This window comes from Acinetobacter sp. UBA3132 (genome assembly GCF_002364825.1).
GTDB classification, from domain to species: Bacteria; Pseudomonadota; Gammaproteobacteria; order Pseudomonadales; family Moraxellaceae; genus Acinetobacter; species Acinetobacter schindleri.
In genome coordinates this window covers 1-19,588 of record NZ_DEZM01000105.1, presented here as the reverse complement: position 1 = coordinate 19,588, position 19,588 = coordinate 1, and the positions used below count along the sequence as shown (strand labels likewise).

At 43.2% G+C, this 19,588-nt stretch carries 14 protein-coding genes, 1 other RNA gene and 3 pseudogenes; 11 read left to right on the top strand and 7 right to left on the bottom strand.

Features of this window, described 5'->3' with window-relative positions:
• The 5 genes from B4033_RS05075 to B4033_RS05055 all read left to right on the top strand — a co-directional run.
• On the top strand, window positions 1-749 hold a 749-nt coding region (locus B4033_RS05075; protein ID WP_286832512.1), incomplete at its 5' end, for a hypothetical protein.
• A complete protein-coding gene (locus tag B4033_RS05070) occupies window positions 746-1,639 on the top strand; it encodes a hypothetical protein (protein ID WP_286832510.1) in 894 nt (297 codons plus the stop codon). The genes B4033_RS05075 and B4033_RS05070, both read left to right, overlap by 4 nt.
• Window positions 1,636-2,889, top strand: coding sequence for a glycosyltransferase family 2 protein (locus B4033_RS05065; RefSeq protein WP_286832509.1), 1,254 nt, complete (start codon window positions 1,636-1,638; stop codon window positions 2,887-2,889). The genes B4033_RS05070 and B4033_RS05065 overlap by 4 nt, the downstream gene beginning before the upstream one ends.
• Window positions 2,886-4,706 (top strand): hypothetical protein, encoded by a 1,821-nt coding sequence (locus B4033_RS05060; protein ID WP_312324615.1) that lies wholly within the window; start codon window positions 2,886-2,888, stop codon window positions 4,704-4,706. The genes B4033_RS05065 and B4033_RS05060 overlap by 4 nt, the downstream gene beginning before the upstream one ends.
• Entirely contained in the window at window positions 4,706-5,581 is an 876-nt protein-coding gene (locus B4033_RS05055; RefSeq protein ID WP_286832507.1) for a hypothetical protein, read from the top strand. Before B4033_RS05060 ends, B4033_RS05055 begins: the two co-directional genes overlap by 1 nt.
• Here the strand turns inward: B4033_RS05055 and wecB are convergent.
• Both wecB and B4033_RS13600 read right to left on the bottom strand, forming a co-directional pair.
• The gene (wecB, locus tag B4033_RS05050; RefSeq protein ID WP_286832505.1) at window positions 5,578-6,723 is read right to left on the bottom strand and encodes a non-hydrolyzing UDP-N-acetylglucosamine 2-epimerase; all 1,146 of its coding nucleotides are present in this window, start codon (window positions 6,721-6,723) and stop codon (window positions 5,578-5,580) included. The two genes, B4033_RS05055 and wecB, sit on opposite strands and share 4 nt — an antisense overlap.
• Before the next feature lie 2 nt (window positions 6,724-6,725).
• A pseudogene (locus tag B4033_RS13600) lies at window positions 6,726-7,897 on the bottom strand (tetratricopeptide repeat protein).
• Window positions 7,898-8,340: 443 nt separating this feature from the next.
• On the opposite strand from B4033_RS13600, the pseudogene B4033_RS05040 reads away from it, so the two are divergent.
• Window positions 8,341-9,177: pseudogene (locus B4033_RS05040) on the top strand (Rieske 2Fe-2S domain-containing protein); the annotation flags it as partial.
• Here B4033_RS05040 and B4033_RS05035 read toward each other — a convergent pair.
• A pseudogene (locus tag B4033_RS05035) lies at window positions 9,157-9,788 on the bottom strand (tyrosine-type recombinase/integrase); the annotation flags it as partial. The pseudogenes B4033_RS05040 and B4033_RS05035 sit on opposite strands and share 21 nt — an antisense overlap.
• A 181-nt stretch (window positions 9,789-9,969) precedes the next feature.
• Window positions 9,970-10,330, bottom strand: a transfer-messenger RNA (tmRNA) gene (gene ssrA, locus B4033_RS05030).
• 130 nt (window positions 10,331-10,460) lie between these two features.
• On the opposite strand from ssrA, the gene glpK reads away from it, so the two are divergent.
• Complete coding sequence (gene glpK / locus B4033_RS05025; protein ID WP_286832503.1) at window positions 10,461-11,945, top strand: glycerol kinase GlpK; 1,485 nt, start codon at window positions 10,461-10,463, stop codon at window positions 11,943-11,945.
• A 50-nt stretch (window positions 11,946-11,995) separates the two neighbouring features.
• On the opposite strand, the gene B4033_RS05020 is transcribed toward glpK, so the two are convergent.
• Window positions 11,996-12,487 (bottom strand): thioesterase family protein, encoded by a 492-nt coding sequence (locus B4033_RS05020; protein WP_286832502.1) that lies wholly within the window; start codon window positions 12,485-12,487, stop codon window positions 11,996-11,998.
• A 107-nt stretch (window positions 12,488-12,594) separates the two neighbouring features.
• On the opposite strand from B4033_RS05020, the gene hemB reads away from it, so the two are divergent.
• Complete coding sequence (hemB, locus tag B4033_RS05015) at window positions 12,595-13,608, top strand: porphobilinogen synthase (protein WP_286832500.1); 1,014 nt, start codon at window positions 12,595-12,597, stop codon at window positions 13,606-13,608.
• 83 nt (window positions 13,609-13,691) lie between these two features.
• Window positions 13,692-14,813 (top strand): glycine oxidase ThiO, encoded by a 1,122-nt coding sequence (gene thiO, locus B4033_RS05010; RefSeq protein ID WP_286832499.1) that lies wholly within the window; start codon window positions 13,692-13,694, stop codon window positions 14,811-14,813.
• Here thiO and B4033_RS05005 read toward each other — a convergent pair.
• Together B4033_RS05005 and B4033_RS05000 are read right to left on the bottom strand one after the other, a co-directional pair.
• Complete coding sequence (locus tag B4033_RS05005; RefSeq protein ID WP_163171942.1) at window positions 14,793-15,704, bottom strand: TIGR01777 family oxidoreductase; 912 nt, start codon at window positions 15,702-15,704, stop codon at window positions 14,793-14,795. The two genes, thiO and B4033_RS05005, sit on opposite strands and share 21 nt — an antisense overlap.
• Window positions 15,705-15,884: 180 nt before the next feature.
• A complete protein-coding gene (locus B4033_RS05000; RefSeq protein ID WP_286832497.1) occupies window positions 15,885-16,340 on the bottom strand; it encodes an ABZJ_00895 family protein in 456 nt (151 codons plus the stop codon).
• A 519-nt stretch (window positions 16,341-16,859) separates the two neighbouring features.
• Here B4033_RS05000 and B4033_RS04995 point away from each other — a divergent pair.
• Window positions 16,860-18,110, top strand: coding sequence for an exonuclease SbcCD subunit D (locus B4033_RS04995; RefSeq protein ID WP_286832496.1), 1,251 nt, complete (start codon window positions 16,860-16,862; stop codon window positions 18,108-18,110).
• A gap of 9 nt (window positions 18,111-18,119) precedes the next feature.
• Window positions 18,120-19,588 (top strand): AAA family ATPase (locus B4033_RS04990; protein ID WP_286832494.1); only part of this gene is annotated, 1,469 nt, incomplete at its 3' end.

Below are 19,588 nucleotides of genomic sequence, written 5' to 3'. Positions count from 1 at the left end.
ATTGGTTAGTAAGGACAAATCAAACCATCACCTTTTTACCCTTGGTCATAGTTATATTTATAGGACTAATTGGCTATGAATGGGTACGTACGGAACTAGTCGGAAGCTGGATTCTTCTAATTGGCTTTATTCTGTTAGGCCGCTTTTTAAATGTAGTTCAGTCCGTTGTATTAAGTATTGTCATTTTTATTATTCTTTTTATTTATATTCTATTTAGTGTCCAGACTGATAGCATGGATATTAATACTCGCTTGTTGCAGCTTTTTATTCTACCTATCGCACCACTTCTACTCAGTATTTATTATGAAATGATGTCGACCAATAGGAAAACAGACAATTTACTGGATACTTATCGTAAAAATCTGACCCATAAAACATTACCTATTAGTACTTATTCCTATACCCAAACTCAGGTTCAGGATATGTTAAATCTGAATCTGATTCCTCAATATGATGAAATTTATATAGAAATTACCAACCAAAATTTATTAAGAGATATGTTGCAGGTGGATGAACTAAAACTGTTGCAACAAAAAATTATCCATGTGTTGGAAAGTAAGTTTGAAGTTCCTCATTTTTCCTTTACTGATAGCCGACTCTCGGTCTTGCGCGTAATTATGATTGCCGATCGAGAATCTACTATTTCCAAACAACTGATTGAAAAAATCAAACAGATTGAACTGATTAAAACAGAGATTACTCATCAATCTCATCATCAAGGCGTGTCCTCTCTGGAGGAACGCCTATGAATCATTTGTTGCATGTCTGCGGTCTGATCATTTCAGTCAATACACTACCTGACCCGGTACTGAGTTCTTATTATCAACAATATTATCAGTGTGAGATTAAAGAAGTCGATTCGGTACAGGCAGAACAATCTTCAGATATTACACAAATTCCTGCTCATTTCCCTGCTTCCAGAAAGCTATGGCCGGTATTTAGCTTTGATCAACTACAGTACGAAACTTATCAAACCATGAAAAATCAGGGTATTAAACCGGGTTTAATCATTCCTGAAAATTTCATGAAACCGTCAATCTACTTTCAGATCAAACAGGAGGTTTCGGAAGGTGCTATCCCGATTCTTGATCTAAGCAGTATCGAACCAAAGCGTTTTCGCGGACTTGCGACCCTCGCCACCAGTGCAGGTCTACGTCCCATGGCTGCCTATATACAGGATGGCTGGAATCCGAATCTCAAAACTTTACCTGCGGGACTTTACATTGTTCAGGCCAATCCTGGACAACTGCCTTTACCCGCCCGTTTAATTCAATCTGGTCAACAACAATTTTACACCGCCTATCCACAGACTGCCTTCAATGGTACCGGAATTATTCTGAATCCTCAGACGCCTCTTAGTGAAAATGAGATTGCTTATCCTGAATTGGGAATTTCCTGGACCTTTTTAAATACGCGCTTTGACAGCCAAATGAACAGGGTGCATACCAATCCATTCGGTTATATCTTGCTCTCAGCAGGAATCATAATCTTGCCATTACATCTGGTGCTCTCGACCCATTACCCTAATTTATTAAGCTTCTGGGGTACCTCTACTTCCTGGGCATCCGTTGTTGTGATCGTTATCTTAATGCTCATCCTCCTGATCACCATGTTATGGCGGAGGTTCAAAAAATCATGAGCATGATCGATATTCTGTTTATTACTGGCTTTATCGGGATCTGGATTCCACAGGCCTTTTGGGCCTGGCTCAGCTTTTCTGCCTGGCGTTATTCGATTCGAGCCAGTCAGGAACTGACCAATTTACCAATACCTGAACGTTGGCCCATGCTGAGTGTGCTGGTGCCGGCATATAACGAAGCACTGGTGATTGAAGATACCTTACGCTCTCTAGCTGCACAGGATTATCCGGCTGAAAGCTATGAAGTACTGCTGATTAATGATGCCTCCAAAGACAATACCCAGGAAATTGCCGATCGTATGGCAGCCGAATTTCCAGTCATTCGGGTCATCAATGTGCCTAAAGGTCAAGGCGGTAAAGGTAAATCCAGAACTTTGAATAACGGACTCAAACATGCCCGCGGAGAATTGATTGCGGTTTATGATGCGGACAGTACGCCAGAGCCAGATTGTGTGCGACTGATTGCCCAGACCTTGCTGGCAGATTCTAGTCTGGTCGCAGTGAATGGTAAAGTTCGTACCCGCAACTGGAAAGACAGCCCCCTTAGTACCTTTATCGCTATCGAGTTTATCTATTTCCAGTGGATTTTTCAGGGTGGACGCTGGCTGCGTTTCCGTCTTTCCACCCTAATGGGAACCAATTATGTGATCTGGCGAGATGCACTCGATATTCTAGGCGGATTTGACGAAAAATCCTTGGTCGATGACACCGAAATGAGTTACCGGATTTTTATGGGACATAAACGGATTAAATGGGTGCCTTATGCCGTAGGCTGGCAACAGGATCCGGGCGACCTGAATATTTTTATCAAACAACGCTCGCGTTGGACTCAAGGTAACTTTTATGTAACCCGTAAATATTTAAGAACAGCGCTCCGGCATCCTTTTCCAATCGGAATGGAGATCGGCAACAATATTATGTGTTACATCATTTTTGTGCCAGCCCTGTTCTTAAGTCATATGACGCTGGTGGTTGGTCTACTCGGTATTGATGGCACCACGATTCCCGGTCCATTTACCTTACTCTTCATTTTGGCCTTTATTCTTTATCTGGTCCAGATCTGGTTCACCCTCAGTCTGGAAAAAGAAGTGCCTAAACGATTTTACTTCTATGCCTTTATCGCCTATTTCACCTATTCACAGGTATTTCTCCTGATTGTCTTTAAAGCCGCCTGGGACATGTTAAAAGGCAAAATCAAGGGTGAGGGAATTACCTGGTACAAGACAGAACGAAAGAAGGAAAAAAAATGATCATGCACATAAAAACAGCTCCCTTGAGATTAATGTCTTCACTTATCTTGGCATTGTCTAGTGCACCTCTCTATGCGGCCACCTGGAAGCTTGATGATGTAGTTGCACGGCATGTAGAGCAAACTACACCTTACTTTTTTTATGTTGGAAAAGGTGAAAGCTGGCAGGATGTCCAGTTCAGCAGTCAGTTTAATGTACAGGGTAGCAGTACAGTGATTGTCCGGTATGACAATCAGCTGATTCATCAACAAAATTTGAGTGGTAAAGGCACATTAAATTTTAGCCTCCCCCCTGCCGACAGCGGTTTTCATCGGCTGGATATCAGTATTTTACAAAAACCAGGACCTGGACAAAGTACTGCCAATATTTGTCTTGAATCAAGCAATTTACAGACTACCTTGACTCAACCAAATCTGAGTTACCAATCGCAGCGTAACAGCATGCAGCTGAATCAACTCCCGGATGTCCTGTTCAATAGCCAATTGAGCCGCTCAGAACCAGTACAGGCACTGCTAGGTTTTAATACGGCAAATTTCCTGGAAGCCACCATGATGAGTAGGCTGGCAACTGCCTGGAAATTTGCGACACCTGTGCAATGGCGGCTAAATACCACTCCTCAATCAGCACCTGATTTCATGATCAATATTCAGCGTTCGGCCGCAAAATTACCCGCAGCCCGGATGAGTCTAAATCAAGTCAACCAGGTACCAAGTCTGACGATTGAATACTCTTCAGAATCCCAATTATTGATGGCCGTCAATGCTCTGCTCAATCAGCAATATCTGGCACAACTAAATACTGCAACAGCGAGTTTAAATGGCCCTGTCGCGCGACCAAACTGGGCCAGTGTACGCCGTTTTGAAAGCTTGGCTGATTTGGGCATTTCCGATTTCAAACTAGACAATACTCCCAAAAATATTTCACTGGTCTTTCCTGCTGTTTGGGAAGTTACGGATATTTTAAAGGGTCAGCTTAATTTCCGTTCGCAAAGCGGACTCTTACAAGGCTCGACCTTACAGGTTTGGCTCAATGAAGTACTCGCAGGTAGTACCAGTCTGGCAAAACTGGATTCCAGCCCGGTTGAGCGGCAGTTTGAATTTGTAGGGGCAGATTATCCCTATACCAACAGCTTTAACATGACGGTGAATAATAACCAGTTAAATAGCAATAATTGTCTACCTAATGCGGGTAATGCCTTATGGATTGATGCTAAAAAATCCAAGCTTAGTCTGCCTTACCAGATGAAACAGGGAGTCATCAGCCTGTCTACAGTTTTTGACAAGACTCCTGAAATTGCCATGAATACGCCTATAGCCACCCCCATCGCGATCAGCCTGGCTCAAGTTGCCAAGAACATGCTGCTCAGTAATGATCCAATTGGTCTGAATATCACCCAGCTGAATCCAAGTACACCTAAAACCATTAATATCCTGCTGAATGCCCAGCGTTATCAATCTGAATTGCAAGAATACAGTCAGATTCTTTACTTACCTACTACGGCAAATGGTAGTTTGATCACCGTCAGAAACGGGAATTTCTGGATTTATAGCGACAACAACCTCGGCGTAGAAAATTTTGCCCGCTTCTGGCCGCAAATCCAGCAGAAAATCCCGAACAATACTGCGGCCTTGTTTATTTCTGCCCAAGGACAAATTACCGTACTTAGTCAAACAGCTATAGAAAAAGCAGAAACCCCGATAATTGAACAGATTTCCATGCGAACTATTGCTATTATTCTAGTGATTGTTGCTGCGCTCATTATAGGGCTGCTGTTCTGGCGCAGAACCCGTAAGGCACAAAAAACCAAAGAAGAATAATGATGAAAAAATACCTGATTTTAGGCTTACTGGTGTTACTGGCACTTCCTGCCTTGGCTTTTACTGGCTCTGCGTTTTTTATGGCACGTGCAGATGCTAAAGCGGTAACAGCGCCTAAAATTGAGGGTATTTTCTGGCGGGTTGACCAGATTAGTCACGCCTCCGGTAACTGGCACTTATTAGGCATCGATACCTTAGTCACTCAATGGAGTATTGTAGACGGACGCTCCTTTTTTAAAGAAATCTCCGGAGCCCAATGGCAACATCAGCCGGACTGGAATACGATTGCCGAACAACCCTGGTCCAAGCAGGTTATCTTAGGTCTGGCAGGCATTTTTCAGGAACCTGTGGCACGTGAAAATATTGATCAGCTCTTTTTACAATCCCAACAGATTATTAAAACTTCTCTTCCAGTTCAGCCTGCTGCTTATTATTTTCCTGTAGAAGCTGATCCAAGCTGGCATGGAGTTGCCAATCTGGCGCGTTATGTTGCCGAGTTCCAGCGACCAATCTGGATCAGCATTTATAGTGCAGATCGCAAATCACGGTTTTTACATTACTGGCTTGAAAGCTGGTTACCTGATAATGCCCAAGTCTTTTTTCAGGATGGCGTCGGTGTAGGCACGCGCAGCCCCGAAGAAGCGGCGGTGATTTATCAAAACCTTAAACATCAGGTTGGTGACAAAAGAGTTGTGATTATTCTCGAAGCTTTCCGGCCTAAACCGGGAGGCGGCTTTCGTGCAGCTTATCCTTGGGAAATTGCAAAACAGTTGAAAGCTTATGCTGGCGAGCGTGTCTATATTTTTGATGGTCCACATTATTTAAATAAAGCCAGTGTGCTCTGGCTTTATTTGTGGATGAAAATCAATTACTAAGCTCTGACTGTTAAATCTTGCAGCATCTGTTCTAAAATACGTTCCGAAGCATGACCATCACCAAATGGATTTTCGACTTCTGCATGTTGTCGATAATAGGCTGGATCATCCATTAGACGAGAAAACTCTTGTACGATTTTGGTCTGATCAGTACCGACCAGTATTCCACAACCTGCTTCAACCACTTCCGGGCGTTCCGTTACATCCCGCAGTATGAGCACCGGTTTTTGATAGGTGGGGCTTTCTTCTTGGATACCGCCTGAATCTGTCATAATAAAATAGGCTGTACCTAAAACAGCCAGTAAGTCCGGATAATCCAGCGGTTTTAACAAATGCACCTGCGGATGATTCAGAAACTCGCGATAGGCGATTTCATATACCTGCGGATTGAGGTGCACAGGCCAAGCAAAATGCAGCTCTGGATAACGGCGACATAGTGTATGAATGGCGGCACAGATATTCTGAATACCTTCGCCAAAATTTTCCCGTCGATGTGCGGTCAGCAAGACCAGTTTATCTTGTTCATTTAACTTTAGCCCCATTCGCTCTAACCTTTGCTGAGACTGCTGAGAAGAAGACTGCATTAAATCACGGGCATGATGAATAGCATCAACCACGGTATTACCGGTAATAAAAATCTGCTGGTCTGGAATATTTTCCTGGCGTAAATTTTCTGCAGAACGTCGGGTTGGCGCAAAATGCCAGTGGGCCAAGCGGGAAACCAGTTGTCGGTTAGCTTCTTCCGGAAATGGATGCATGAGATCAAAAGAGCGTAATCCGGCTTCAACATGCGCCAGATAAATATTCAGATTAAAGGCCACCAAAGCACCTGCAAGTACAGTGGTAGTATCCCCTTGCACTACAATCACATCACATTTTGGCATGTCACGATATACCTGATCCAATTCGGTCAATGCCTTGCTTAACAGGATATTCAGGCTTTTGCCTGGCTGCATGATTTGCAGATGATGATCAATTTCGATCTGGAAAAACTCGATTGCATCCTGTACCAGTTCCAGATGCTGGCCAGTAAATACCACATTAACTTTAAAACGTGAATCTTGCCGGGCTTTTAAGATGACGGGTGCCAGTTTAATCAGTTCAGGACGGGTACCAAAAATAAAAGAAAGATCAATCGGCATGGTTAAAAACTCCAGTAATAAGTCAGTTCTACTCGGGTATTATCGAAAGTTCTTTTTCCAGACTCAGGTGCCCCACTTACATATTTGCCATACATCTGTTCAACACGTAGCTTGATTGGGAAGTCTGCAGGTTGCCAAGCTATACCCGGTCCCAGCTCTGCCAAGTTGTTATAAAATTCATTATTGGAATCATTAATCGTATGTAGCTTCAAATATGTCTGGATATTGCCTAGATGATCCCGGTTAAAGTTCCAGCCAGTACGCAGACGCAAATCACCAATTACATTATAATCTTCACGTGAATAACTTGCCGCATTGCCATACAGTTCTGCAAAATACTGGATCTGCTGGGGAACCGGACTATGGCCAGTTTTGGAATCCTGCCAATACCATTCCTGATAACCCGTCAAACCAAAATTAATGCTTTCCCTGAATTTGTCTCGATTTAAATCGATCAAATCATAACTTCCGCCGAGTTCCAGATACAGATAGACTGGCCATTCCCAAGGACGGTAATTCGTTCCAACACCGACAATGGCTGCATTCTGGTCAATAATCTCAGGTCGTGCACNNTGGTAGATCGGGTATCCCGGTTGATACTGGCAAAGCCATAAATCTGGCCACGGTTTTCTTCTCCCCAGTAACGTCCATAACGGAACTTCAAGGGCAAGATGACCGTGTCGTAACGTCCTTCAAAAGAAGGAGAAAAATAGATATCGGTAAAAGTATTCTTAGTCTGACCGCTTGTTGTTCCACTTAAATTGATTACTGCCTGTTGGGCTTTGGCTGCTGTTTCAGGATCTGAGGAATTTTGCAGTTTTTTGAATATTTCTAAAGCTTCGGGATTACGTTGAGCAGAATTCAATAGATAGGCTTTTTGCAATAACAATTGTTCATCATTCGGTGTTAATTCAAGGGTTCGATCAATATAGATTAAGGCTTGATTATTATTATTTTTACGCATTTCCAGATATGTCCAGGTTTTCCACACCTTTGGATCTTGTGGCGATTTCTGGCTAATTTGCTGCAAAATGTGCGTTGCCTGCTCTGGGCTAGTCTGTTCTATTTGGTAATATTGTTCCCATAATTTATATAATTCAGATGTATTTTCTGCTTGAGTAGGAAAGCTAAAAATCATTAAGTAAGCAATTGAAATTATAGTTAATTTTTTCATATTAACAAGTGATTTAGAATTTTATACTTCCACTATAACAGTATTTTATTTTAAACTTAATGTGAATTAAATTAAGTTACCAAACTCTCTATTTTTTTTACAGGTGATATGGTATTCATAGAAAATATGAGAACATTATTATTATAAATCCTATTCAAACTGATAAATCTATTATTTAAATTATCATTTTTTTATTTATGTGGTAACTCAGCTGATTGCTCTGATCTTCCTGTTTTTCACGACCAATTGCTTATCCGCGATTCAGGCTAATCATTTAAATTAAAAATTATTTAGTATCCTAAACAACGGATAAAGATCTGGAGGATTTGGATAGCTGTATAGGATGAATTTCGCTTTAATGAGGGAAATATCCTAATAGACTAGAGGATATAATAATGACCTTACGCAGTATTACTGAATGACAAGACTTTGTTAAGAACTGTATTGATTCTCATCCACATGATGGTGTGTACCGCATTGCTCGAGACATGTTCACTGAAGCTGAACTGTTTGACCTTGAGATGGAGCAGATCTTTGAAAAAGCCTGGATTTATGCCTGTCACGAAAGTGAAATTCCAAATAATAACGATTATGTGACGGTTTAAATTGGTCGCCAACCCCTAATTATTAGCCGCGACAGTAATGGTGAACTTCATGCCATGGTCAATGCGTGTGAACACCGCGGCGCTACCTTGACACGTGTCAGTAAAGGAAGCCAGGCCACGTTTGCCTGTCCCTTCCATACCTGCACCTATAAATCAGATAGTCGCCTAATTAAAGTTAAGGCTTCAGGCGAATATTGCGAACACTTCGATAAAACCATACGTGGTCTTAAACAACGTCGTATTGCCAGTTATCGTGGTTTTGTATTTGTTAGTTTAGATAACCAAGCGACAGATTGTTTAGAAGATTTTTTGGGCGATGCCAAGGGCTTTCTTGATTTAATGGTTGAGCAGTCACCAACGGGTGAGCTTGAAGTATTTCAAGGTAAATCAGCTTATACCTTTGCAGGCAATTGGAAATTACAGAATGAAAATGGTTTAGACGGTTATCACGTCAGTACAGTGCACTATAATTATGTATCGACTGTTCAGCATCGTCAGCAAGTGAATATCGAAAAAGGAGCTGACTTAGATATGTTAGATTACAACAAATTAGGTGCTGGTGATGCTGCAACTGATGATGGCTGGTTCAGCTTTAAAAATGGTCATAGTGTATTATTCAGTGATATGCCCAATCCAGCAGTCCGTCCATGTTATAGCACTGTAATGCCGTATCTTTCTTAAAAATTCAGGCATTTCAGAGGCTGTAAACGAGCCAAATTCTTGATTCTTTTGTTCTTGAGAGCATAAACCAGATCACCTGCTGGATTATCATAGCGGTATCCATGGGCAATGGCATACTTCATGACCATACCACAGCGAAACAAGGTACATTTTGCAATTTCAAGCGAGCCTCTTGCCTCAATCTTCTTAATGATTTGCAGAATCTCCGGAGCCTGAATCTGATTTATACGCTTATTAGCAAGAGCAATATAAAGCTCATCCAATGAAGCTCGTACATTACTGATATGTTTGGATGACCAGGTTTCTTTTTGATTATTGAACCAATCTTCTGCAACTTCTTTGAAATAGGGTTTTAAGTCTTCATGCAATACTGAACGTGAGTATCGATGCTTAAGCTCGTATGCAAGTTCCCTTGCCTTTTTTAAACTTAAATCTGGATATGGGCCAAGCGATTCAGACTTACGTTCACCATGGACAGTGACGCGCACATTCCAATATTTTTGACCTTTGGTGGTAATGATTAGAGATAAACCATGTGAATCTGAAAGACGATACTGTTTGTCTTTCGGCTGTGCTTTTCTGCATTCAGTATCTGTAAGTGGCATGTCGATTACCCATAATTGATGTATTAATTTCTGGGTAAATTTTCCCAATATTTACCCAAAAAGAGCAAATATGGGGTCAAATGAGATCAGACAATATCGGACAAATAGGCATAAAAAAAGCCTCTAAACATTGAGTTTAAAGGCTTTTTTAGATTCCGATGGATTACTTCGGAAAGAATTTTGGTGGAGGTGGCGGGAGTTGAACCCGCGTCCGCCAACATTACGCTCGAGAATACTACATGCTTAGATATCGTCTATTGATTTAGCTCTTTGTGACCCGACGAACAGGGTACAAATCGCGATCCTTTAAGATTTAGTACGAAACCCCAAGGCTTGATTTCATACGGACTTGTGTGCGTTCGCTTCAGTCGGGACCCCTAACCACAAGTATTCAGGGATGCGGACAAGCTGCCCTTAGGCAGCTAGAGCGTAAGTTTCGTCGTTTGCGACTATTAAAATGCAAATTTTATTTACGAGAGAAAATGCGCTCTCGGCATGCATCTATGAGTTTCATCATCAGCGTCGAAGCCAAGAACACCCCCAAAGTACAGAGCAATCATAGCATAACTAGTAAAAAATACGATGCATTTTCTACACAAATACACTTTTGAATACGCCTGATTACATAATTGCGCTAATATTTAAAAATTCAAGTCAGTATTTAAAAAAATTATGAGCTACTTATTGGCCCTTGATCAGGGAACGACGTCTAGTCGTGCAATTATTTTTAATGAACATGGACAGGTTCAAGCGACAGCTCAAAAAGAAACACATATTCAAACTCCTCGTTCGGGTTGGGTCGAGCAAGATGCCTTAGAAATTTGGACTACCCAAATTGGTGTCGTTCAGCAAGCGATCGCTTCTGCGGGAGTTCTAGCAAAAGACATTAAAGCGATTGGACTCACCAATCAGCGTGAAACCACTGTGGTATGGGACCGTCGCAATGGCAAGCCCCTTGCGCCGGCGATTATCTGGCAGGACCGCCGTGCGACAGAATGGTGTAATCAGCTGATTCAGCAAAGCCTGATGGATCAGGTACAACAAACAACCGGTCTACGCATTGACCCCTATTTCAGTGCGGGAAAGCTGGTCTGGTTATTAGAAAATACTGAGGGTTTACGCGCCTTGGCAGAACAGGGACATGTCGCTTTTGGCACCATCGATAGCTGGCTGATCTGGAACCTGACCCAAGGCGCTGAACATGTGATTGAAGCCAGTAATGCTTCCCGTACCATGCTCATGAATCTGCAAACTCAAAGTTGGGATGAGAGCCTACTGGATCTGTTTAATATTCCAGCTGCAGTCCTGCCAAGAATCATCAGCTCTGATTGCCATATTGCAGATACGGCACCTGGTTTATTAGGTGCTACCATTCCTATTACCGGTATTTTGGGCGACCAACAATCTGCCCTGTTTGGCCAATCCTGTTTTGAACCCGGTATGGCAAAAAACACTTATGGAACCGGCTGTTTTATGCTGTTTAATACTGGTCATGATATTCAACTGAGTCAGAACAAGCTGCTTTCCACGCTTGCCTGGCAAGCACAGGGTCACACGACCTACGCACTGGAAGGCAGTATCTTTATGGCGGGTGCGGTGGTGCAATGGTTACGGGATGGTCTGGGGATTATCCAAAAAAGTTCAGATGTAGAAAAACTGGCCTGTAAAGTTCCAGATACAGACGGCGTAGTTTTGGTACCTGCCTTTACTGGTCTCGGTGCACCGCACTGGGACAGTGAAGCACGTGCTTTACTTTGTGGGATGTCACGCGGTACCAATAAGTCCCATATTGCACGTGCTGCTTTAGAATCTATTGCCTTCCAAGTATCCGATATTCTGACTGCAATGCAATCTGATATTGCTCATCCTTTAAAAGAACTCCGTGTCGATGGTGGCGCAAGTTCAAATGATATGTTGATGCAGTTCCAGGCTGATCTACTGAATGTCCCTGTGCTACGTCCCAAAATGCTGGAATCCACCGCTTGGGGGGCAGCAGCGATGGCCGGTTTAAAGTCCGGAGTTTTTTCCAGTCTGAATGAAATTTCCCAGTCCTGGCAACTGGATCAGGCCTTTGAACCGAAAATGCAAAATGATGAACGTGAAGCACACTTGGCAAAATGGCAAAATGCCTTAAAACGGGCCAAATCAGATTTATAAGCCATAAAAAACCGCTGAATATTCAGCGGTTTTTTTCATTATCTCAGCTTCTAGTAAGCATAAGATGCAATCGCAGTCGCAATCGGTTTAGCTTCATCATTAATCAGGGTCATGCGCATGGTACATCCCTTACGCCCCAGACGCAGGGTTTCTGCACGTGCAGTAAAGTATTTGCCACGCCCGGGTGCCAGATAGTCGACACGCATATCCACAGTCGCCAGACGTGAAACTTTTTTGCTGGTTTCTTCCATCTCTTCAGGGCTGGCTTTTTTGTACAGCTCACCCATTGCGGTAATTCCGCCAATACTATCCAGAATGGTGGCAGCCACACCACCATGTAAAATCTGGAATGCTACATTGCCAATCAGATCCTTCTGCATTTCCACATATGCTTCAATCTGTCCATCCATAACGCGCATTTGCATACCGCAATATTGGTAGAATGGTGAAGCATTAAAAGCATCACACAACTGGTTGAATAGAACGTCCTTATTCGAGCCTAAATCAATATTTCCTGTCCAACTTTTCTCTGCTACCGTCATAGTTTGCTCGAATAACCTTGATTAAATAAAAAAATGTATCCATTTGCCCTAAATGCAAATTAAGGCACTACAATACCCATAGTTTAATATTGATCAATGAGATTTTTATGACCTATACGTTCAATCGTCCCGCGTTTCCTGCAACTCGCATGCGTCGTATTCGTAAAAATGAACACCTGCGCTCAATGGTTCGTGAAACGCACCTCACGGCTGATCATCTCATTTATCCAGTATTCGTTTTACCGGGTCAAAACCAGACTCAAGACGTGCCAAGTATGCCAAATATTCAGCGTCTTTCGGCAGATCTGCTGGTGAAAAAAGCTGAACGCCTGCTTGAGTTGGGTGTCAGCAAACTAGCGCTGTTCCCGGTAACGCCACAAGAAGACAAAAGTCTGACTGCTGAAGCGGCATGGCATGAAGATGGTCTGGTTCAAACCACTGTTCGCCTGCTGAAAAAAGAATTACCAGAAATGGTACTGATTACCGACGGCGCATTGGACCCTTATACCACGCATGGTCAGGATGGCATTATCGATGAAACTGGTTATGTCTTAAATGATGAAACAGTTGAATGTCTGATTAAACAGGGCTTAAGCCATGCCGAAGCCGGTGCGGATATTTTTGCACCAAGTGACATGATGGATGGCCGTATCGGTGCGATTCGTGAAGCTTTTGAAGCCAATGGTCATATCTATACGTCTATCATGGCCTACTCTGCCAAATATGCCTCCAGCTTCTACGGCCCCTTCCGTGATGCAGTAGGTTCTTCAAGCAACCTGAAAGGCGGCAATAAGTATAATTACCAGATGGATGTCGGCAACCGTGCCGAAGCCCTGCATGAAATCGCCTTGGATATTCAGGAAGGTGCCGACATGGTTATTGTAAAACCAGGCCTTCCTTATCTGGATATCGTACGTGAAGTCAAAGATACTTTTGGCATTCCAACCTTCGTGTATCAGGTTAGCGGTGAATATGCGATGCTGGCGGGTGCAATCCAGAATGGCTGGCTATCTGACAGCGTGATTCTGGAATCATTGATGAGCTGCCGCCGTGCTGGTGCAGATGGCATCTGGACTTACTTTGCGGAAGAAGCTGCAATCAAACTGAAAGAAATGAAATAGTCTGGAATGCCTTTCTTGATTCAAGGAAGGCATTTTTTTGGTTTTTGGTTTAAACAAGATTCGAAAATAAGGGTTAAAACCTGATGCATATTGCCATCATTGGTGCAGGGATTAATGGACTCATGACTGCACTGGAGTTGATTGAACAGGGCTGTTCAGTAACGATTCTGGATCAGCAGCAGGCAGGAAAAGCTGCCTCCTGGGCCGGTGGCGGTATTCTTTCCCCGATGTATCCATGGCGTTATCCTCAGGCAGTCAATGCCTTGGCCAAATATGCCAAACCGCTATATCAGGCCTGGAATAACAAATTAAAACCAGTTACTGGCATTGATTTTGAAATTCATGAAACCGGCATGCTGATCTTTGATGAAGAAGATTTCGACATTGGCTATCACTATGCTCAACGACATCATGAGCCGATGCAGCAAGCGCTTTATATCGAGCAGGAACAGATTGAGCAGATCAATCCGCAGGTTTCATCCGAATTTAAACATGCTTTGTACTTCCCCCACATCGCCAATGTACGTAACCCTCGCTTACTCCAATCCATTATTCATTATTTAAAACAGCATCCCTACGTGCGTTGGCTAGAACATACGCCAGTTCGGAAAATAAAAATTGGTAGTGCACAAATTGATGCGGTGCAAACTGAACAGGGTGACTGGATTGCAGCAGATCAGTTTGTTTTCAGCACCGGCGCATGGTCAGCACAATGGTCGCTGCAGCTAAAAAGAGATATCCCAGTGCATCCTGTTCAGGGACAGATGGTGTTGTTTAAAACGCCAGACCACTGGCTGCCGACCATGTGTATGAATCAGGTCATGTACCTGATTCCACGTCAGGATGGGCATATTGTCTGTGGTTCCAGCATGCGCGAAGTCGGTTTTAATACCACGCCTGCTGTCGAGATTCGTCAGAAAATTCTGGATGCCAGTTTTGAGATGGTTCCAGAACTGGCAGAATTCCCGATTGTCCAGGAATGGGCTGGCTTACGTCCCGGCTCACCGCAAGGCATTCCTTATATAGGTCAACTGCCAAATTTGAAAAATGGCTGGGCCAATTTCGGCCATTTCCGCAATGGCTTATGCATGGCGCCTGCTTCTGCTATATTGCTCAGACAGCTGATGTTCGGACAGTCGACTTTAGTGGATTCACAAGCCTATGCACCGGATCAGTTACAGCTTTTAACTGCGCTTTCCCACTAGATCCGTGAGTGCTTCCTTGATGCTTGGAAACTCAAATTCAAAGCCAGCATCTTGCAGTGCTTTAGGCTGGACATACTGACCATTTAAAATCAGTTGTGACTGCTCACCCAACATCCACTGCATAATACTTCCAGGCAAAGCGAATAGCGGTTTACGCTTCAGTAGCTCTGCTGCTGTCTGGCTAAAACGCAGCTGGCTGGTTTTCTCAGGCGCAACCACATTAAAGATGTGAGCGTTGCTTTTTTCATGCAGCAGAAAATCCATCACATTAAGCAGATCCTGGATATGCACCCAGGCGAATGGCTGCCGACCACTCCCGATTCGACCCACCAGATTCATTTTGATTGGCATCAGCATTTGTGGCAAGATGCCACCTCTTCTGCCCAGCACCACACCAAAACGCATAATCTTGGTATTCTGATCAGTATAGGATAAGGCCAGCTGCTCCCACTGCGCACAAAGCTGAGACATGAAAATCTGTTGGGGCGCAGCTTCTTCCGTATACACCTGTTGCCATTGTTCTTGAGGATCAATACCGTAATAACCCACGGCAGATGTAGACAAAATACATTTCGGGAAAATCTGATTCTTTTTTAAAAATTCATAAAGTTGACGGGTCGTGTCTAATCGGCTCTGCAAGAGAATATCTTTACGCTCGGCAGTCCAGCGCTCTGCACCGATATTTTCACCCGCCAGATTAATGACATAATCAATCTGACGGGTACGCAGTTCATCAAAATCATTGATCCAGTGAAAATCTGGATGCATTTCCAGGCGATGGTGTTCACGCGTCAGGCCAATGACATGACAATCTAGTCCAAGAAAGTGTTTGACCGCATATTGGCCAATAAAACCACTAGCTCCGGTAATGAGTACGACAGGCTTATGCATTGTTATTCAGTCGCTGTTTTTCTTAGGTCCCAAACATTGTACTGAACTGGCCAATCTTTGCAGTTATCAAAAAATACCATTCATCGTAATGACTTACAGAAAAAGATATCAAGCCTGAATATTAAGGGGTTTCAGGCTTTTTTTTTAGACTAAAGTTCTAGTCACTTATGTGCAAATAATTTACTGAGAGCTACCAAACATTTTGTTGGCCATGCGCTGAGCCTGATTTCCATAGAACCAGTAAGTCAGCAGATACAATGGAATCGCAATCAACAGGAACATGATCACCACGACACTCATAAACTGCGGTTGTTGAAGATAAAGTATGAAATCCTGCCAGGCATTCGGATTGGACCGGGTGGCGACCAGAATTCCCAATAATAAAAATGCCAGGTTATACCCCCAGAAAATCAGGCTGAATCCTAAAGTGATTTTTTTACGTTCGGCTTGTGTCGGTGCCCGACGGTTCTGACGAAGAAATTTAAATAATACCCAGATCATGGCCACCAGATACGGCACCATGGTCAGCACAGCCCCCATTCCCATCGGCATTAGGGCTGCAATCACGCCGCAAATACAGGTCATCACAAAACATATTAAAAAAAACCAGAGAAAATAGCATTTTAGCGGCGCCATAGCCATCGCTCACACAAAAGGATGCAGTTAGTATAAAAAAAAATGAGTTTTTTTTCATTGTATTGTCAACCGATCCTGTAAAGCTGACGTTATATAGGGTACAAGGTCACCAAATTTGTACCGGCATCCACAAATCTGTTTGATCTTTGCTAAAGCAATAAGACTCGTGTGCAGCAGAAAGTTTTGAATAGCAGCCAAAATTTTCTTAAACAGCATACTTTGACCGACGATTTCACCATCACTCGAATCGTCGGTCTTTATTTTTTGGGCTTCTAAATTTTTATTCTTTATTGCTCCAGTTTAAACATAGATAAAAAACAAGAAATTAAATTGCCTTATTAGGGTCAGATAAAAAGTAGTTGCCCAACCCGATACTGGTTTTCTCAGATCGAGCTCACTATACTGATATTTTTCATCCAGACCAAAACGATCATTCCTGCTTCGGAAGTAAGATTTTTGCTGGTTTCATCCATGCTTTTACCCACTTCGGGTGTTTAAACTTTTATAGGCTCAGGGGACATGGCAGTTCATTTTCTACATACATCAGATTGGCATTTGGGGCAATTTTTCCATAATCATGATCGTGAATTTGAACATCGCCAATTTTTGAGCTGGCTGCTGGAACAAATTAGACAAAAACAGCCAAATGCCCTGCTAATTGCAGGCGATATCTTTGATGTCATCAATCCGGCCTCCAGCGCACAAAAACAGCTTTATCAATTTTTAACCAGTGCCCATGCACTGGCACCGCACATGCAAATCCTGATGATTGCCGGCAACCATGATTCGGGTTATCGCATCGAGCAGGTTGAGCCTTTTCTTGCCAAATTCAATGCACGTGCAATCGGTGTCATCAGCCGCAAGGAAAATAATCAGCTGGATCTGGATCGCCTGATGGTGCCGATTTATAGTCCTGAACAGAAAATTTTAGCCTGGTGCCTGGCCTTGCCTTATCTACGTAGTGCCGAAATTACCGGACTGAATGAACATACCAGCAGCAATCAGAGTGCAATTGCCTATCTGCATCGGCAACTCATTGCTGAAGCAAAAGTACGAAAACAGCCGGATCAGGCGCTGATTCTGATGTCACATGCGCATATGCAAGGCGGAGAAACTTCGGATTCTGAACGTCCGATTGTAGTGGGACATGAAGAAGCCTTATCGACGGCGCTTTTTGAAGATGGTATTGATTATGTCGCGTTGGGGCATTTGCACAAGCCGCAGAAAGTCGGTCAGGAACATATCCGCTATAGTGGCTCGCCTATTCCTTTGTCTTTTAGTGAATTGAATTATAAACATCAGGTTGTAGAGGTACGAATTGACCCGATGCAGTCAGATGAACAACGCTTTCAATATGAGCCTCTGATCATTCCACGTACTGTAGATCTGCTCCGGATTCGTGCCGACCTCAATGATCTGATTGACCAAGTCAAGGCCTTGCCGAATGGTGAAATTGATCAGCTGTTTGCACGCCATTTCCTGGAAATTGAATACACTACCACTGCGCCTCCCCCAGTAGATCTCAGACAGCAGATTGAACAGGCTTTGCCGCCAAACCGTTACCGACTGCTACGTATTTCCCGGATTTATCAGCAAGTAGCGGACTCAAGCACGCACATTTCTAAAATTGATCTGGCGCCTCCGACCCCGGAATCCCTGTTCGGTAACCTCTGGGAAAAGATGGGTTATGATCCAGATGACTCGGTAAAGCGTGATTTCCTGCAGCTGCTACATGAAGCCCAGCAAGATATTGATGTGCAGCAGCCATAAGGAAATGCCATGAAAATTTTACGTTTGAGTTTAAATAATCTGGCTTCTCTGGCAGGCACTCATGATATTTGCTTTGATGATAGCCCGTTGGCACATGCCGGCCTGATTGCCATTACCGGTAAAACTGGTGCAGGTAAATCTACCCTGCTGGATGCCATGTGTCTGGCACTGTATAACGAAATTCCACGTTTAAAAGGTGCAACTGGCAGTCTCAAAGATACAGGTGGACAGGATGTTTCCATCAAAGATTCTAAAAATATTCTGCGTCGTGGCACAACCACCGGCTTTAGTGAACTGGAATTTATTGCGCTGGATAGCAAGCGCTATCTTGCCCGTTGGGAAATCCGCCGTGCCCGCAATAAAATTGATGGCAATTTAAAAGTCGACCGTTATATCAAATGCCTTGATGATGACACTACGCTTACCCAAAAAATATCCGAAGTCACGCCACTTATTGAAAAACTGATTGGACTCAGCTTTGAGCAGTTTACCCGTGCTGTCCTGCTTGCCCAGTCTGAAGTGGGAGCCTTCTTAAAAGCCAAAGATCATGAACGTGCAGACCTGCTGGAATATTTGACTAATTCACAAATTTTCAGTGTGGTCAGTCAAAAAGCAGCACAAAAATTCAGTGAAGTAAAAAATAAGCGCAGTGATCTGGAAAAGCTGATTGGACATATTGAAACCCTGTCCGAAGAAGATATTAACGCCTTAAAACAGCAACAGACGGCGCTGTCTTTACAATTACAGAATCTTCAGCAATCTGAAAAACTGCTAGAAAATGAGAAAAAATGGCATCTGGACCGACATAAGCTGTATGCCGAAGTCCATGCAAAAAAAGAAGTGTATGATGTCCAGTTGGATGCCATAAATAAATCTGCAGGACAGCAACAATTACTGGAACAGCTGGATGAATTCCAGTCTATCCGTGATCAGTTTATTCAGCGTTCCCATTTAGAACCGAAAAAAATTCAGATTCAGCAACAACAGGCACAATTCACCCTTGAGTTTGAAACGCTAAAAAAACGCTTTATTGAAGAAGAAACCAAACTAGTAGCCTTGGAGCAACAGCAGCAGAAATTTCAGCAGCATTTAGACCAGATCAAGCCACATCTGGAAGCAGGTTTAAAGCTGGATCATGCTATCCATACGGTATCTGAACAGTATAAAAAACTGAATACGGAGCAAAATCAGTTTCAAACTACTCACCTGCATCCCCTAGAACAGCAGTTAGCACAGCAGCAATTGGCCTTAAGTCATGCTCAGGCTAAACAGCAGCAGATTAGTCAGCAGTTAACCCAATCAGAATTTTTAAGTGTTTTTGATCAGGAGCCGCAAAGTACCCTGCAACGTATGCAGGACTATTTACAGCAGTATCAGCAACTATTGCAAAAAAATCCTGAAAGCCTAAATCAGCCTTTGTCTGCACTGGAAAAAACCGTTACCGAATTATCTGCCAAGCTCAACCACTGGATCCAGCA

What these genes read in the sequence shown, in the direction of transcription:
- B4033_RS05060 (WP_312324615.1), top strand. Translation starts at nt 2,886, where the DNA reads ATGATCATGCACATAAAAACAGCTCCCTTGAGATTAATGTCTTCACTT.
- B4033_RS04995 (WP_286832496.1), top strand. Translation starts at nt 16,860, where the DNA reads ATGGCAGTTCATTTTCTACATACATCAGATTGGCATTTGGGGCAATTT.
- B4033_RS05020 (WP_286832502.1), bottom strand. Translation starts at nt 12,487, where the DNA reads ATGACGGTAGCAGAGAAAAGTTGGACAGGAAATATTGATTTAGGCTCG.
- wecB (WP_286832505.1), bottom strand. Translation starts at nt 6,723, where the DNA reads ATGCCGATTGATCTTTCTTTTATTTTTGGTACCCGTCCTGAACTGATT.
- B4033_RS05005 (WP_163171942.1), bottom strand. Translation starts at nt 15,704, where the DNA reads ATGCATAAGCCTGTCGTACTCATTACCGGAGCTAGTGGTTTTATTGGC.
- B4033_RS05055 (WP_286832507.1), top strand. Translation starts at nt 4,706, where the DNA reads ATGATGAAAAAATACCTGATTTTAGGCTTACTGGTGTTACTGGCACTT.
- hemB (WP_286832500.1), top strand. Translation starts at nt 12,595, where the DNA reads ATGACCTATACGTTCAATCGTCCCGCGTTTCCTGCAACTCGCATGCGT.
- glpK (WP_286832503.1), top strand. Translation starts at nt 10,461, where the DNA reads ATGAGCTACTTATTGGCCCTTGATCAGGGAACGACGTCTAGTCGTGCA.
- B4033_RS05000 (WP_286832497.1), bottom strand. Translation starts at nt 16,340, where the DNA reads ATGGCGCCGCTAAAATGCTATTTTCTCTGGTTTTTTTTAATATGTTTT.
- B4033_RS05065 (WP_286832509.1), top strand. Translation starts at nt 1,636, where the DNA reads ATGAGCATGATCGATATTCTGTTTATTACTGGCTTTATCGGGATCTGG.
- thiO (WP_286832499.1), top strand. Translation starts at nt 13,692, where the DNA reads ATGCATATTGCCATCATTGGTGCAGGGATTAATGGACTCATGACTGCA.
- B4033_RS05070 (WP_286832510.1), top strand. Translation starts at nt 746, where the DNA reads ATGAATCATTTGTTGCATGTCTGCGGTCTGATCATTTCAGTCAATACA.